General features: G+C 45.9%; 19 protein-coding genes. 15 read left to right on the forward strand and 4 right to left on the reverse strand.

The features are described 5' to 3' along the window. Window positions 1–54 precede the first annotated feature (54 nt). From psbV to I1H34_RS03625, 4 genes are all read left to right on the forward strand, one after another. Window positions 55–543, forward strand: coding sequence for a photosystem II cytochrome c-550 (psbV, locus tag I1H34_RS03610; RefSeq protein WP_212664389.1), 489 nt, complete (start codon window positions 55–57; stop codon window positions 541–543). A 70-nt stretch (window positions 544–613) separates the two neighbouring features. Then, window positions 614–1,129, forward strand: coding sequence for a photosystem II cytochrome PsbV2 (gene psbV2 / locus I1H34_RS03615; protein ID WP_212664390.1), 516 nt, complete (start codon window positions 614–616; stop codon window positions 1,127–1,129). A gap of 242 nt (window positions 1,130–1,371) precedes the next feature. After that, window positions 1,372–1,701, forward strand: coding sequence for a cytochrome c6 PetJ (gene petJ, locus I1H34_RS03620; RefSeq protein WP_212664391.1), 330 nt, complete (start codon window positions 1,372–1,374; stop codon window positions 1,699–1,701). Between the two features lie 151 nt (window positions 1,702–1,852). Next, complete coding sequence (locus I1H34_RS03625; RefSeq protein ID WP_212664392.1) at window positions 1,853–2,752, forward strand: ChaN family lipoprotein; 900 nt, start codon at window positions 1,853–1,855, stop codon at window positions 2,750–2,752. 172 nt (window positions 2,753–2,924) lie between these two features. Here I1H34_RS03625 and I1H34_RS03630 read toward each other — a convergent pair whose 3' ends face one another. Further along, a complete protein-coding gene (locus I1H34_RS03630; RefSeq protein WP_212664393.1) occupies window positions 2,925–3,134 on the reverse strand; it encodes a hypothetical protein in 210 nt (69 codons plus the stop codon). Between the two features lie 11 nt (window positions 3,135–3,145). Between I1H34_RS03630 and I1H34_RS03635 the strand changes: the two genes are divergently transcribed. Together I1H34_RS03635 and I1H34_RS03640 are read left to right on the forward strand one after the other, a co-directional pair. Further along, window positions 3,146–3,877, forward strand: a complete 732-nt coding sequence (locus tag I1H34_RS03635; RefSeq protein WP_212664394.1) for an SDR family oxidoreductase — start codon at window positions 3,146–3,148, stop codon at window positions 3,875–3,877. A gap of 108 nt (window positions 3,878–3,985) precedes the next feature. Beyond that, window positions 3,986–4,420 (forward strand): agenet domain-containing protein, encoded by a 435-nt coding sequence (locus I1H34_RS03640; RefSeq protein WP_249369767.1) that lies wholly within the window; start codon window positions 3,986–3,988, stop codon window positions 4,418–4,420. Between the two features lie 19 nt (window positions 4,421–4,439). On the opposite strand, the gene I1H34_RS03645 is transcribed toward I1H34_RS03640, so the two are convergent. From I1H34_RS03645 to clpS, 3 genes are read right to left on the reverse strand one after another with little or no spacing between them, the layout of a single operon-like run. Beyond that, entirely contained in the window at window positions 4,440–5,531 is a 1,092-nt protein-coding gene (locus I1H34_RS03645) for a class I SAM-dependent methyltransferase (RefSeq protein ID WP_212664396.1), read from the reverse strand. Further along, window positions 5,525–5,809 carry a DUF2103 domain-containing protein gene (locus tag I1H34_RS03650; protein WP_212664397.1) on the reverse strand — a complete coding sequence of 95 codons (285 nt, stop codon included), beginning with the start codon at window positions 5,807–5,809 and terminating at the stop codon, window positions 5,525–5,527. Before I1H34_RS03650 ends, I1H34_RS03645 begins: the two co-directional genes overlap by 7 nt. 3 nt (window positions 5,810–5,812) lie before the next feature. After that, entirely contained in the window at window positions 5,813–6,124 is a 312-nt protein-coding gene (gene clpS, locus I1H34_RS03655; protein WP_212666125.1) for an ATP-dependent Clp protease adapter ClpS, read from the reverse strand. A gap of 200 nt (window positions 6,125–6,324) precedes the next feature. Between clpS and I1H34_RS03660 the strand changes: the two genes are divergently transcribed. The 9 genes from I1H34_RS03660 (at window position 6,325) to I1H34_RS03700 (ending at window position 15,041) form a co-directional block, all read left to right on the forward strand. After that, a complete protein-coding gene (locus tag I1H34_RS03660) occupies window positions 6,325–7,215 on the forward strand; it encodes an ATP adenylyltransferase family protein (protein WP_212664398.1) in 891 nt (296 codons plus the stop codon). 282 nt (window positions 7,216–7,497) lie between these two features. Next, entirely contained in the window at window positions 7,498–7,707 is a 210-nt protein-coding gene (locus tag I1H34_RS03665; RefSeq protein ID WP_212664399.1) for a chlorophyll a/b-binding protein, read from the forward strand. A 97-nt stretch (window positions 7,708–7,804) separates the two neighbouring features. Continuing rightward, window positions 7,805–8,419 (forward strand): pentapeptide repeat-containing protein, encoded by a 615-nt coding sequence (locus tag I1H34_RS03670; RefSeq protein WP_212664400.1) that lies wholly within the window; start codon window positions 7,805–7,807, stop codon window positions 8,417–8,419. A 57-nt stretch (window positions 8,420–8,476) separates the two neighbouring features. Further along, window positions 8,477–8,977 carry a GNAT family N-acetyltransferase gene (locus I1H34_RS03675; protein ID WP_212664401.1) on the forward strand — a complete coding sequence of 167 codons (501 nt, stop codon included), beginning with the start codon at window positions 8,477–8,479 and terminating at the stop codon, window positions 8,975–8,977. A 766-nt stretch (window positions 8,978–9,743) separates the two neighbouring features. Then, a complete protein-coding gene (locus I1H34_RS03680; protein WP_249369769.1) occupies window positions 9,744–10,298 on the forward strand; it encodes a COP23 domain-containing protein in 555 nt (184 codons plus the stop codon). A gap of 93 nt (window positions 10,299–10,391) precedes the next feature. Continuing rightward, window positions 10,392–11,885: a S1 family peptidase gene (locus I1H34_RS03685; RefSeq protein ID WP_212664403.1), complete on the forward strand. Its 1,494-nt coding sequence runs from the start codon at window positions 10,392–10,394 to the stop codon at window positions 11,883–11,885. A 350-nt stretch (window positions 11,886–12,235) separates the two neighbouring features. Next, a complete protein-coding gene (locus tag I1H34_RS03690) occupies window positions 12,236–12,754 on the forward strand; it encodes a helix-turn-helix domain-containing protein (RefSeq protein ID WP_212662770.1) in 519 nt (172 codons plus the stop codon). A 38-nt stretch (window positions 12,755–12,792) separates the two neighbouring features. Continuing rightward, a complete protein-coding gene (locus I1H34_RS03695) occupies window positions 12,793–13,299 on the forward strand; it encodes a transposase (protein WP_212662769.1) in 507 nt (168 codons plus the stop codon). Window positions 13,300–13,358: 59 nt separating this feature from the next. After that, entirely contained in the window at window positions 13,359–15,041 is a 1,683-nt protein-coding gene (locus I1H34_RS03700; RefSeq protein ID WP_212661850.1) for an IS1634 family transposase, read from the forward strand. Window positions 15,042–15,055 lie beyond the last annotated feature (14 nt).

A 15,055-nucleotide genomic window follows, 5' to 3' on the forward strand; every position in this document is an offset into this window, starting at 1 on the left:
GTGGATTTAACTGTGTTGAGAGCCTGATAATTAAACGAAATTGAAAGGAGAACTATGCTGAAAAGATACATGTTGCTGGCGGTGGCTACAGTATTTTTTGCTTTTCAAGCATTCACCAGTACTGCAACTGCTGCTGAATTAGATGATGCGACTCGAACAGTTGCGTTAAATGAGGGGAGTACCGTTACTCTATCCACGCAGCAAGCGAAAGAGGGCCAGCGCTTATTCAACTTTGCCTGTGCAAACTGCCATATTGGTGGAGATACCAAAACTAATCCCAGCATCAACCTGTCCGCCTCTAGTTTGGCTGGCGCCAATCCCAGACGTGACAACGTTGAAAGTCTTGTGGATTACATGAACGAGCCCACTACTTACGATGGTTTTGACACCATTTCTGAAGTGCATCCTAGTACTCAAAGTACTGATGTTTTCCCTCTAATGAGAAACCTGTCTGATGACGACCTATTCGACATTGCAGGTCATATTCTCATTCAGCCTTCAGTGATTGGCGATCAGTGGGGTGGCGGTAAAGCTAACCGCTAAGTGTCCATTGGTTGTTGACCAGTATGAACGACGTTATCTTTATAAAGTTCATATTTAAGGCGCGCATCAAATGCTGAAATCGTGGCTCAAATGTTGTTTTCTTGCCGTTCTTTGGGTTTGTTTGGGAAGTCTCCCAAACAGTTCAATAGCCCAAGCTGGAGATATTGACGATTATATTGTTCGGTATCTTAAGGTGACAGAACCCGTTCCTATTGCAATAGATGCTTCGGGAGAGACTCAGTTGTTTTCTCCCGAAGAGCTGTCAGATGGGAAACGGTTGTTTGACGATAACTGTAAGAATTGCCATGTAGGTGGGGCGACGTTGCCAAATCCCGTGCAATCTTTGTCAATGAAGAATTTGCAAGGGGCAACCCCTTCTCGGGATAACGTTGCCAATCTCATTGAATTCCAACGAGAGCCAACTATTTACGATGGTAGCGATGTTAGCTTTTGGTGCCGCCAGGTCCCTGATACTTGGTTGCCCGATCAAGAACTGGCAAATCTGGAAGCCTTTATTCTCAGAGCTGCTGAAGTAGCTAGGGGTTGGGGCACTGAAGATGTTGCTGATGGCATAGATTTTACTTAAGGTTATTATCCTTAAACTGCCCTGATTCAGTTGATTAGAGCAACGTCGATGCCTTTAAGGTAACCTCTGTAATCCTACGAACTCTAAGTTTAGGGTTCTAAAGTTGCAGAGACGATCCTAAAATAGTTATGCGAGTTTATCGCATTTGCCATAACTAAGCACCGTATATATTCATCATTTGGTGTCTGGCGTTAATAAATTTGGCAGCACAGCTGTCAATATGAATTGAGAGGAGAAACACATTGAAAAAACTTCTATCTATTGCTTTGACTGCACTTGCTGTCCTAGCTTTTGCAATCAGCAGCCCTGTTTTAGCCGCTGATGCGGGTGCGGGTGCGGGTGTCTTTAATGCTAACTGTGCTGCTTGCCATGCAGGCGGCAACAATGTTGTCCAAGCAGATAAAACTCTGAAAGCAGATGCTTTATCTGCTAATGGCATGGACTCTGCTGATGCCATTATCAATCAGGTCACCAATGGTAAAGGTGGCATGCCTGCATTTGGTGCTAGCCTTTCCTCTGGCGATATCGAGAACGTTGCTGCATACGTTTTAGATCAAGCTGATAAGTGGTAAGTCTACTGAAATAACTAGTTCATAGTTTTCCCCCTCTTTATTTAAAGAGGGGGTTTTGTTTTGTTGGACTATTCCTAGCTTCCGATCTGTTGCTCACCATAGTTGGGTGGGTTTATGTCATCTTGTACCTAGTACCTGTCGAGGTTTCCCCATGCGCCGACCCCGTCCGTCTTATTTGTGGTCTTTAGGATTAGGACTGTTTTTGGCCTGTGCACTCCCTACGATTGGCTGGCAAGTCATCAGTGCTTCATCGGCGGTTAGTGTTGAGCAAAAGACTCTTTTAGACCAGTTAGCCGATGCCCAAGTGGTCTATTTGGGGGAAACCCATAACAGTGTGGCTGACCACAAAGCTCAATTAGCGATTATCCGAGGGTTATTTGAACGAGAACCCAAACTTGCGATCGCCATGGAGATGTTTCAGCGTCCCTTTCAAGATCCCATCGATCGCTATCTGGCCGGAGAGATTACAGAGGCACAGTTGCAAAAAGAAACGGAGTATCGTCAACGCTGGGGATTTGACTGGGAATTCTACGCCCCCGTTTTGCGCTTTGCTAAACAGCATCAACTGCCGGTTATTGCTCTTAATACCCCTAGGGAGATCACCAAAAAAGTGGGTCGGCAAGGGTTGGAAAGCCTCACCTCAGAAGACTACACCTTTATCCCTCCTTTAGCAGAGATCGACGTTAGCAATACTGCTTATCGTCAAAAACTTAAGACCATTTATGAACAATTTCATCCCGGCCCTGCTTCTGAAGAAGGGTTTGAGCGCTTTTTTGCCGCGCAAGTTCTTTGGGATGAGACGATGGCTGAAAAAATAGCCCAGACTGTTCGCCAACAGCCTGATCGGATTGTCGTTGTCTTAGCCGGAAAAGGCCATATTGAGCAAGGCTATGGTATCCCCGATCGGGTGGCACGACGTCTCAGCCAGTCTTCTGGGAAAGACCAGCCGTTTCGCCAGTCTTCTGTTTATCTCAATCCTACGGATGATGCTCGTAAGATAGCGAATCCTCCCGCTGCTAATTATTTTTGGACTCAGCCTGGATCGGAATAATCCAAGATCTCAACGTATGATTCTAGAAGTTGCCATCCTCGATGTGATTTCAGGAAAAGAAGCTCAGGTTCAGTCAGACTTTCTCTCTGTCATGCCAGGCTATCTGGAGCATGAGCTGCAGTGTTGTCTTGAATAACAATCACGTTATTTGTGGTTAGCTCACTGGCAAACCTTAGACGATCATGGACAGGGCTTTGTCAATCTCCCTAGTATCAATGGTGGAAGACCACGCTACACCATCGCTAGGGTTCATTCCTGACTGTGGATTCTTATGCAGCTGCACTTTGATAAACACAGCTTTGATCAAAAGTGGCCCCCCAGGTCTGACCGAGAGCGATCGACATCCGGTCGTTTTGACGTCATCAACTCTTTCGTACCTCATAGGAGAACCCCATGCTAGAAAAGAACAGCAAAATTGCCCTAGTGACGGGGGCGAACCGTGGACTGGGGTTAGAGGTCTGTCGACAATTGGCCCAGCAAGGTGTTAGCATCATCCTCACTGCTCGTGATCGCCAAAAGGGTGAACAAGCAGCGCAACAACTGCTGGAAGAAGGGCTTGAAGTGATTGTCAAGCCTTTAGATGTTTCAGATAATCAGAGTGTGGCCCAGTTAGTAAGCGAACTAGAAAGCGATCTCCAGCACTTAGATATATTGATTAACAATGCAGGCATAAATTTTGACTTTCAGCAGCAAACTCTAGCGGCTGATTTGGATGATGTCCAGAATACTTTGAATACGAACCTGTTTGGAGCCTGGCGCATGACTCAGGCGTGCTTGCCGCTGCTGGAGAAGAGTCAGCATGGGCGGATTGTAAATGTTTCTAGTGGTGCGGGGTCGTTTGCCGGTCCCAGAGGTCTGCAGGAACAAAGCGGGGGATTGCCAGCTTATGGAATATCTAAGACGGCCTTGAATGCTCTAACTGTCAAGCTGAGTCGATCGCTGCTAGAGGCAGGTATTTTGGTGAATGCGGTATGTCCGAATTTTACTGCAACTTATCCCGGCACAGAAAAGATGGGTGCGAGACCCGTTCCTGAGGGGGCATCTGGAATTGTTTGGGCTGCAATGTTACCGGATGATGGTCCTACAGGTGGATTTTTCCGAGATGGTCAACCACTCCCTTGGTAGGGGCTATGTGACTGCAGATTAGGGAGTTGAGATGCGCTTGCCCCATCAATATGGTAAATCGCAAGATTCGCTTAATCATCAGCCTCAATGGGAATACTAGGGATAGGTATGACCATCAATATTATTACTATGAAAAAATCTATTTCATTTTTATTGCTGCTAACGGCAACTTGGTTTGGTGGCTTGGCGCTAAATGCTGAGGCCAGATCTACTTGTGCTGTTGGACAGAGAGGTGAAGTTTTATGGAAAGGGAAATGGTATCCAGCTCAGGTTCTTGATGCTAATGGTCGACAATGCTATATCACCTATGACGGCTATAGCAGTTCTTGGGATGAGTGGGTAGGCCCCAATCGTTTTCGTCCCTATGCTCCTGCCTCCTCTAATTCTGCCTATCGAGCGGGACAATCGGTACAGATTTTGTGGAAAGGAAAGTGGTACCCCGGAAAGGTTCTGGATGTCAGCGGTAACCGTTACTTTATTACTTACGATGGCTATAGCAGTTCTTGGAATGAGTGGGTTTCTCCCGCTCGACTGAGCCGATAAGCATTGACACTATTGCTGTTCATAGATTTGCTGCAATAGCCAGACAGTCATGGAATAGCGCGTCGGTTTTAAAGGCTTGAGGATTAATGTGGGTGAGGCTAGCCTGATAGCCTTGCCCTTGGAGTTGTGCAATCATGCGATCGCGTTTTGGTATATCCATTTTTCCTCGCCGTCCAATGTCTGCAACGGAGTAGAAATAAGGCGGCATTAGTGCTTCTGCTTGCATAATCTGTAGGAGTTGAACCCGGTCTGACCAACCCCAATCTTCAGCTAGTTGCTCCATAGATGCTACCCAAGTTGGATCATGTAATGGCCCTAACCACATGGGACCGCTAAGGGTTAAGGGTGGGCCTTGGTTTGGGCAGGTGGCTCGACTGAGCTTTTCCCAAGAGACCGTTTGATAGTGACCGCAGTGGTGACAATAGCCGATAAATCCCAGACCATTCTGAGGTTGGGGGGAGGTTACCTGGACGAGCACTCGATAGATTTGACCTTGAAAGTACGAGAAAATGGGCTGAATATCCCGTCCTAGGGCTTGGGCTTGTTGCCAGCAAATGCCTAATAATAGCCGTAGTCCTTGCTCATGGGCAGCAGGATGAGATCGCACCCATGCTCCCAGTAATCGTTGACTATGTTTGGGATTATGTCCGGCTAAGGTGCGGCTATCGGTGCCCGTGATGTAAAGTAATCCGCCTAATTTGACGGTTTGCAGACAGCCTTGCAGGAAAGGGGTGGGCAAGCCAAAACTATCCAAGTCGATAAAATCAAAACTCTCGTGATGGTGGCACTCATGGAATAGCTGTGCTGCTGAGTGATACGAAAGCTGATACCGCTCCGGGGGCAGTTGGCTCAAGTTATCGGTTAGAACCTTTGCCATGTCAGGATTGGCATCGTTGGCCCAGATCCAATCTGCATTACTTTCCAGGGTATAGCGTTGCGATCGCACCCCGCATCCAGTCATGACATCTAATAGGCGGAGGTGGCCTATCTGTTGGCGATAGACAGCGGCTGCTAATATGCCTAAATCCCGGGCGGGGCGACTGCTCGGGCGAAAAAATGCTGGCCCCACGCTAAATAGAGCTTTGCCTTCAAGGTTTGGGCTCTTTAACACAACTCGGTAATGAGTTGTGTCACCGATTCTTGGGTGAGGGTCGTGACGATAAAGACTTCTTGTACCGTTTTGCCTGAGCGGGCCAGAACTTTAAATCCGCCCCGAATGGGGACTGAAATTCGAAGTTTTAAGTGGGGAGTATGGCCCTTTACCCGGCTAATCACACCAGGCGTAACGGTTTTAATGCCTGGATAGTGAATCAATTTTCCTAAAATCGCGAGTAAGCCGGGAATATGGGTGGAGTGGTTGAGCACTAATCGGCCTTTACTCGCAGACATACTTCAGTCGGCCTCCAATGGTGCCATGGTTAAGCCCGCTCGCTGGAGCTGCATATGGTAGAGTTCTGCTTGTTCTTGAGGGCCCACCCAAACGATGGCCTGTCCTTCGAAATGAATTTGATTGGTTAATTCCCAAGCCTTATCAGACGTCATATGGGGAACATAGGTCATTAATGTCTTGGCTACGTGCTCAAATGTATTGACATCATCATTGACCACAATCACCTTGAAATTCGGATAGGGTTTCCGAACCGTCTTTTGTGCCTGTTTGTCTTCAGGGCGGGTAACAGGCGTTTGCACTGCGGTTATCGCCATGCATGGACTATCTAGCTCAGAAAGCTTAAGCATGAGCTTAATTATTAAAGGTAAGGAATTAATTAGTTTACATTAGTTTAGCTTGTTGATATTAAGTTGCCTATGCCCAATTTCCTAAGCCGCTATATCTCTAGCCTAAACCGAATATTCTTAAGGAGTAGGTCTGTTTTTTCGACTACTCTGTTGACAACTTGACGCCCATGACCCATGCCCAGCGACTCATTCCCGGTACTCTGCAAGCACAACTGATTCATCGAACCCAACAGGCGAAGCATTGTGGTGCTTTGCACTCGATTGCCACACATTATGAGCCATTGACCGATGGAGAACTGGAGTTTATGGTGCGGATTGTCTCTAATTTGGCGCGCAAAGCGACAGTGCTCAAAACACCTAAACCCAAAGACTTTAATCCCTTTCTCCCTTACGAAGAAGATCTGTTTGTATCTGATCTGTCGGATCAGCATCTCGTCTTGTTGAATAAATTCAATGTGGTAGATCATCATTTGCTGATGGTGACGCGGGACTTTGTCAGTCAAAAAACGTGGCTCGATGCTGCCGATTGTTTGGCGTTAGCCATTGTCTTAAGTGAAATGAAAGGGCTGGCTTTCTATAACGGCGGGTGGGCGGCGGGTGCGAGTCAGCCCCATAAGCATTTGCAGATGGTGCCCTTACCGTTTTTTCCTGATCGCCCTGATTTACCGATTTCACCATTAATATCTGCAGCTGCTTTACAAGGTATTGGTCAGAGTCCAGCTTTGCCGTTTGTGCATGGGATCGCACCTCTGTCTTTAGACTGGACAGATTCTCCTCAGACCCTAGCTTCGTTATTGCTAGACACCTATTACCAACTCTTAGGGGCTATTGGTTTACCATGGCAACCTGATACTCCTGAAGCGACAGGTGCCTATAATCTTCTGGTCACCAGAGATTGGATGTTGATGGTACTACGTTCGCAACCCAGCTTTGAAGATGTTGCCATTAATGCTTTGGGGTTTGCCGGATCTTTACTGGTACGTAACCCACAGGAGTTAGAGCATTTGAAGCAGGTTGGGCCAATGACCGTCTTACAGAATGTAGGTGTTGCTCTGTAAAGTGCAGTCTGGCTTGGGTGGCTGGTTGCTCTTTCTCAACTGGTCTGGCCATCAAGCGAAGAAGTTGCAATGGACTCATTGCCGATTTAAGCAAGGTTGCTTGCAAGAACTCGTTACAAAAATGATTTAATTCTTAGATCGCCAAAAAGCTTTATAGGTAAAGGATTTGAAGTGATAAAGCTTTCGTCTTTGTCGATTGGTGACGTCAATTTCTTTACATTTCATAATGCTTGTGTTACATTTATTTACATAAGCAAATAAAGCATTTACGGAGCACTTCCCATGACTAAAGGATTCACTTCAGACGACCGCGGTTACGTTAACAGTTTTGCTGTTGAGCCTAAGACCTCTGTTCAAGAAGAGCCCGTATTTGGTTTTAACAAGAATGCCGAAAGAATCAGTGGACGCCTAGCCATGGTCGGCTTTATGTCTATTCTTCTTTTAGAACTAGCCACTAACGTCAACTTCATTCAAATTGTGACTGGTGTCTAACAACTGACCCAATTCGTTTGACCCTCACTTGAGATAGCTGAGGGTCTGCTTTGGATGGGGGGATTCTATCCAAGCCTCGCTGTTAGACCTAAAAGCTATGTTAGTTGACCTTCACTCCGACTCTCTTATTGAACAATATACGAACGGTATTCGAGACTTTAGCTCCACAATTCTGATGGGTGATAGTCTCTGTGAACTGTTGCTAAATGGCATTAATTTTGAGCAGGCAAATCTAGCTCGGGTCAATATGAGCCTGACACAGTTTCGAGGTAGCAACCTCAGAGGTGCTAACTTATCCCAAGGATTACTGTGGCGAACGGACTTTATGGATGCTTGTTTGGAAGTTGCCAACTTAAGTCAATCCAAACTGATTCGGGCAACTCTAACACGAGCTAACTTAAAGCAAGCCCAACTGGCAAAAGCAGATCTAAGGGTGGCAAATCTACGCGCAGCAATTTGTCCAGGGGCAAATCTGGCAGGGGCAGACCTTCGCTATTCCGATCTCACTGGCATTAACCTCAAAGGTGCAAATTTAACGGGTGCAGATTTAACGGGTGCAGATTTAACGGGCGCAGATTTGAGTGGAGCAATCTTGACAGGTACCATTCTTAGGCAAGTAGATTTGAGTCAGGTTATTTTAAAGGATGTGGACTGGAACCATCGCCACATAGACGTTCTAGAAAACAATCCAGTGTTGACTGCTACTGAATAGTGTTCATCTAGCAGCGACTATAATTTGAGGATGTAGCGGCTTGCGATCGCACCCCCCATGCTGACCCTCAGAGATTATGCCAATTCAGATATTGAAGCTTTGTTAGCTCTGGCTAACAACAAGTTAGTATCGCGTTTTTTGGTCTATACCTTTCCTTATCCCTACACAAGAGCCGATGCAAAATGGTGGGTATCTGAAGGGGTGAAGGCTGAAGGAGATGTGACGAAAGTCATCGAATATAATGGTCAGTTTGCAGGTAGTGTCGGCATAGCTCGTAAAACAGGTTGGCGCGATCACCTGGCTGAAATTGGGTACTGGCTGGGAGAACCTTATTGGGGTAACGGGATAGCAACCCAAGCAGTTCAACAGATGACTGACTATGCTTTTTCAGACCTAAAATTGCAGAAGCTCTATGCTCTTATTCTGGCTCCCAATATAGTGTCGATGAGAGTGGTCGAGAAATGTGCATATGAGTTAGAAGGGGTTCTTAAACAAGAAGTGTTTAAGGATGGACAATATTACGATGTCCATCGCTTTGCCAAGGTTTTAAAGATTTAACCCATAACCTCACCCCTGATAGAAACAGGGTTCTAGTCTGATAGGCTCCTGTAAGCATCGTCGATCAGTACTTGTAGCTTGCACGATCATGCTTTGCGATTACACAAACTCTGTTGCTTCCAGGTAGAGGTTTATCCTAGTTCATGCTAATTAGCATGAACTAAACTTCAATTTAGGGCTTTGGAAGAGAAAACATAAAACCGGTTGTTTTTGGGCTTGAACTCTACTGGCTTCGACATGCATGGCATGTGATTTTTGCTATGTGTATTTAGATCTATAAGTCTTATTTTGTATGGCTATTATGCTAGTAGTAACTCTGATTGAATGCACTAAAAAACCTTAAGATAAACGGAATTTGTGCAAAGTAATAGGCTGACATCATTCATTCCTAGACTTATAGGTACAGTAAAGTGAAGCTAAAATTATGGATAAATATAGGATAAATAGAGATAGAAAACTTCAAAGCATTGATTTGATTCAAAAATGAGTGCTTTTGTGCTGAAATTAATAAAATAATGATTTTCCCCTTGTTGGAGAGGCTAGATCGGAAGAGTCTAAATTATTAAGTAAAGGGCCAGAAAGAGAAATAGATTGATTTTCTTGTCCAGACTTTATAAACTCATAAAGTTGGAATTGAGTCGTGGTTGATGGACTGCTATCTCTAAGAAGGAGATTGCTATATCCAAGTTTATTGCTCTTTTATGTATATAGCTTTTGATGTAATTTAAGCTCGGACTTGACTATGAAGTGCTACCCAATTATATCTTTGATTACATTGCCATTAGTTGCTGGTGCGACCTTGTGGCTGAGTCGTTCCCCAGCGCAAGCGAGCGAACCAAGATTTAGCTGTGGCCAAAGCAACAATACGCCAACAACGTTGGCTAAAACGAAACAAGGTTTTGTTGCAGTGATCCGGTGGACATCAGAGCACTTTGCAGGTTCAGGCTGGACTCCCGAAGCCCGTTGCCAAAAAGTATCGGGATTGTTTGAGCAATACTATCGAGATGGGTCACTCAATTATGTAACCACTGGTCGAGATGTAGAGACTGAACAAAATGTTGTCTGTGTTGCGCCTGCTCCGAAGCAAAAGTGTACAGGTATTTTATTTACCCTAAAACCAGGAAGTAATCCAGGTAAAACACTTCAGAAGTTGATGGATTTGCGGGTACGAGCTTCCCATGATCCACTCAATGAGACCAATCGACGTATCTACATCGAGATGGATGAGTTCTTGAACTCCAGACCAACTATTAATTCCACCGATTCGGCTCCGTCTGAAACCTCAACGCCGTCTCAACCTCAGCCAGACGATGTTTGGTAGCTCACGGGGGTGAGTTCCAGTGCTGTGTTTTCTGGGCATGAACTTGAAGTGAAGGTTGATTGGGTAAGCATATTGAGCATGAGGAACTGGTAAATGAAATTTGGTTATGGAATTCCATCTGTACTGGTTGGGGTAGTAACTGTTGTTGTGGTGCAAGGGCAAGCTGTTCTAGCTCTCACTGCTTCACAGGTGGCTAATATTGCTGAGCAAATCAGCGTGAAGATTGATGGGCAAGCACCTGGCTCAGGGGTAATGATTGCCAAGCAAGACAAGACTTATTTTGTGCTGACAGCAGCCCATGTAGTGGCAACAGACGATGAGTATGACGTGATTACGCCAGATAATCAGCGCCACTCTTTGAGCTATGCCCAGGTTAAAAAATTGCCTGGTGTTGACCTTGCCGTGGTGCAGTTCAGTAGTGAAAAGCCCTATCAAGTGGCTAATTTGGGTAATTCCAGTCAATCGCAACGAGGAATGACCACTTATGTTGCTGGGTGGCCGTTAACAGGAACAGCGATTACTCAACCTACCCTGTTGTTTCAGCAGGGTATTGTCTCTGCTAATTCTCAGGTGAAGCAAGATGACGGTTACGGCTTAATTTATACCAACAACACCTTGCCAGGTATGTCTGGGGGGCCAGTGCTGAGTGAAGAAGGAACGTTAGTTGGTATTCATGGCCGGGGAGAAACGGATCGCCAGGCAAGCACCCGTAATCCAGATGTAGTGGTGAAGGTGGGCTATAACCTGGGAATTCCGATTAGTACGTTTTTGTCCTTAGCGCCTCAATCTGGAATAGATCTAGACTTACAGGTTGCTACTGCTCAAGCGCCCGATCCGAGTGCGACTGCAAAGCCCTCAAAGGTGGATGACTTGATTGCCCAAAGTGGCAATCAACTCTATCAAGGCAATAATGAGGCCGCTTTGGGGGCTCTAAATCAAGCGATTGAAACGGATCCTAATGCAGCGGATGCTTACCGTTTAAGGGCGGATGCTCGTATGTCTTCGATCGGCTGGAGTTTTTTGGAGGGTCGGTCTAGAAAGAATCGCGATATTGTCTTGGCTGCACAACAAGATATCAATGAGGCGATTCGCCTAAACCCTGATTTGAGTGATGCTTATACCATCAGAGCTTATCTAAAGTTTGTTTTGAAAGATGGATCGGGTGCAACATCGGATATTAACCAGGCCCTGAGGTTAGATTCTCAAGCTGCGATGCCTTATATTCTGCGTGCAAATCTATTGACCGAAAAGCAGCAGTGGCAGAATGCCATCGCGGATGCCAATGCTGCATTGAAACTGGATGCTAATTCCCCCTATGCGGCGTTTGCCTATAATGCCCGAGGTCTAGCACGGGCCAGTACTAGAGATATTTCTGGAGGACTGCAGGATTTGACCCAGGCCATCAGCCTGTCTCCTAGCAATGCGTTGTTCTATATGAATAGAGGAACGGTGCTGGCCCTTAGCGGTAAAAGAAATGAGGGACGGGCCGATCTGGAAAAAAGCGCCAGCTTGGCACAACAAAAAGGCCGTACTGAAGTGTACAAAGAGGTAACCAAACGATTGAATTTACTAAAACGTTTGCCTTAGGGGCTGGCGTATTTTGATCGCTTATTCTTGCATCGGCTAAAACCTACATTCTTCCGTACAAGTGGTTGGAAAATGTGCTTAACCCGAATTCAGGTTAGCGAGATCAATGCCATGACATGATCCAATTCGATACTGCCATAGCTTTTCTGAACCTGAGTTCGGGATAAGCTAAAACCCTTATTCCTACGGGAGCTGCAAGCTGTGTTCTGCCGTAGAAGGATTGTAAAAATGGACTTAACCCGAACTAGGGTGACGTAACTTAAATCCGACATTCAGCAGGTACTAATACCAATTTGTGTTTTGGGATGTAATTTAGATAGGATCTAATCCTATGTTCATTCCATAAGTATATGAGTCGAGTTAGTACAGTTAAACCGCATCTAACAGTGGATGAGGTGAAAGACAAAATTGCTACGGCTCCGACTGCCCGCTGTCAGCAAAAATGGATGATTATTTATAACGCCCTGGTAGATCCTCGCCCAGCTATCGAAATAGCCACGCATACTGCTACTAGTCTTCGAACGGTCCATCAGGTGATTTCCGCTTACAATCGCCTAGGAGCAGCAGCAATTGCTCCTAGGGCTAAACGGAAGAAGAATCCCGGTGCTTATCTGAGTATCGAAGAAGAGATTGAATTTTTAGAATCGTTTATTGAACGTGCTCAACAAGGTCATTTAACAACGGTTCAAGAGATCCAAACGGCCTTTGAGACTAAAGTGGAGACGTCAGTGGCACCCAGTACTATCTATCGTTTGCTAGACCGACACGGATGGCGCAAACTCATGCCTCGTCCGTCCCATCCCAATGGAAACAAAGCGGCACGAGAGGCTTTTAAAAAAACTTTCGGGGGCTGGTCCAAACCGCTGTAGCAGATCGCTCAGCTGAAGACCAACGTCCCATTGTGATCATGGCAGCAGACGAAGGGCGCTTTGGTCGTCTAGGGCAAGTAAGAAGAGCTTGGTGTGCTCCTGGAATTCGACCCGAAAGTGGGCAGCAGCTTGTCCGTGAATATCTCTATGGCTATGTTGCTGTTGCTCCTGCGTTAGGAAAGATGAGTGCTTTAGTCTTACCCTTTTCCAATACTCAGATGATGAACTTATTCCTAGCACAAGTGGCGGATGAATTTTCAGACTATTTTGTGGTGATGCAGGTCGATGGAGCGTCTTACCACACCGGAAAGAAGCTCGTCATTCCAGACAATATACGCTTGATTGTTCAGCCTCCTCGAAGTCCACAACTCAATGCTGTAGAGCATATCTGGGAGGAGGTGAAAGAAAAGCACTTCTACAATCAGGTTTTTGATTCTTTAGATGAGGTATCCGATACCTTGTGCAAGGGACTCAAAGAACTCATGGATTTACCCGATAGGCTGACTTCTATGACCAATTTTCCTCATATGAGAATTACGATTTAAAACGCAAATTGGTATAACCATCAAGGGATAATTTTGAGGTTGTCTCTCAACGCAAGTCCATGTATTCACCTCAAGAGATAGACGTTCAGGATATTGACCATCTCGGTATTATTGCCGGTATCGTCGATGAGATCGGCATTGTCGAAATAGTGGATCGATTATTAGGTACTCACGAGCAAGAGAATGTTAGTTGTGGTCAAGTTGTCAAAGCCCTGATTCTAAATGGTATGGGCTTTTTGAGTGCTCCATTGTACTTATTTAGTGAGTTTTTCGAAAGCAAAGCAACCGAGCACTTACTCGGTCAAGGTGTACTGCCAGAGCACCTCAACGATACCCGTATCGGTCGAGTCCTCGACAAGCTCTATGCCTATGGTGTGACCCAGATATTTATCCATGTGGCAATGGCAGTCGTTCAGAAATTCGATGTAGCTCTAAGGTGTGCGCATCTAGATGCGACAAGCCTTAGTGTTGAGGGGCAATACTTAGATAAACCACAGGTTGAGGCGTCAGACGAATCCCCCTCTGCACCTGAGTCCCCCTCCCCTGCACTGGCTGAATCAGAGGAGCCGATACCCGTGAAAATCACCTACGGCTACTCACGGGACAATCGTCGTGATCTCAAGCAGTTTGTATTGAACCTACTGGTGAGTGGGGACGGGGGTATTCCTTTATTTTTACAAGTGGGCAACGGTAATGATGCGGACAAAAGTACGTTTGTGCCTATCATCCATGAATTTAAGCAACAGTGGAGTCAGCAACAGCCAGAGGTGATTGTTGCTGATAGTGCCCTCTACAGTGCCGACAATCTGCAAGCATTAGGAAGTACATCTTGGATTAGCCGAGTTCCAGCAAGTTCAACGGCAGCCCAAGACTTATTACAAGGGCTGCCGGGTTCACAGTTTCACCCCAGTGCTCTCAACGGCTATAGCTTTGTCGAAGTATGTAGTACCTATGGAGAGATTCAACAACGGTGGCTGGTGGTTGAAAGTAAAGCTCGCAGAGACTCTGGACTCAAACAAGTGCAAAAGCGGATTGATCAGGCGTTTAGCCAAAAAACTACTGCACTTAAAACCCTCTGCAAACAGACCTTCTTGTGCCCTGCAGATGCTTTAGCTGCAGCCCAAGATTTTGGCAAAATCCTCAGGTATCACACCCTTGACGATCTCAAAATCCACAAAAAACCTCATTATTCAAAGGCTGGACGACCGACAAAAGCAACGGTTGTGACTCACTACACCTATTCTATTGAGGCTACCTTAACCCTCAATGAGCCAGTCATCGAACGCTATCGGCGGCAAGCAGGTCGTTTCATCTTAGCCACCAATCTCTTGGAACAAGAGCAATGGAGCAATGATGATATTCTGCGCGAGTATAAGAACCAGCAGGCGTGTGAAGGAGGCTTTCGCTTTATCAAAGATCCACTCTTCTTTGCCTCTAGTGTTTTCCTGAAGACACCTCGGCGTATCGCTGCCTTAGCCATGATCATGGCCTTGTGTTTGATGGTCTACAGCTTAGGACAACGACAGTTAAGAAATGCACTAGAACAAGTACAAACAACTCTCCCTAATCAGAAGGGGAAACAAACTATGAAACCTACGTTACGTTGGATTCTCCAATGCTTTCAGGCCGTCCATTTAGTTTGGCTTGATGGTGCCAAGCATCTCATCAAGCTCAACAGCAGGCAGCAACTTATCTTGCCGTTCCTTGGGAAGGGCTGTAAAAAATATTATCTGCTCTGCTAGCTAGCCTGCTGAAT

It is taken from the genome of Acaryochloris marina S15 (assembly GCF_018336915.1).
GTDB classification, from domain to species: domain Bacteria; phylum Cyanobacteriota; class Cyanobacteriia; order Thermosynechococcales; family Thermosynechococcaceae; genus Acaryochloris; species Acaryochloris marina_A.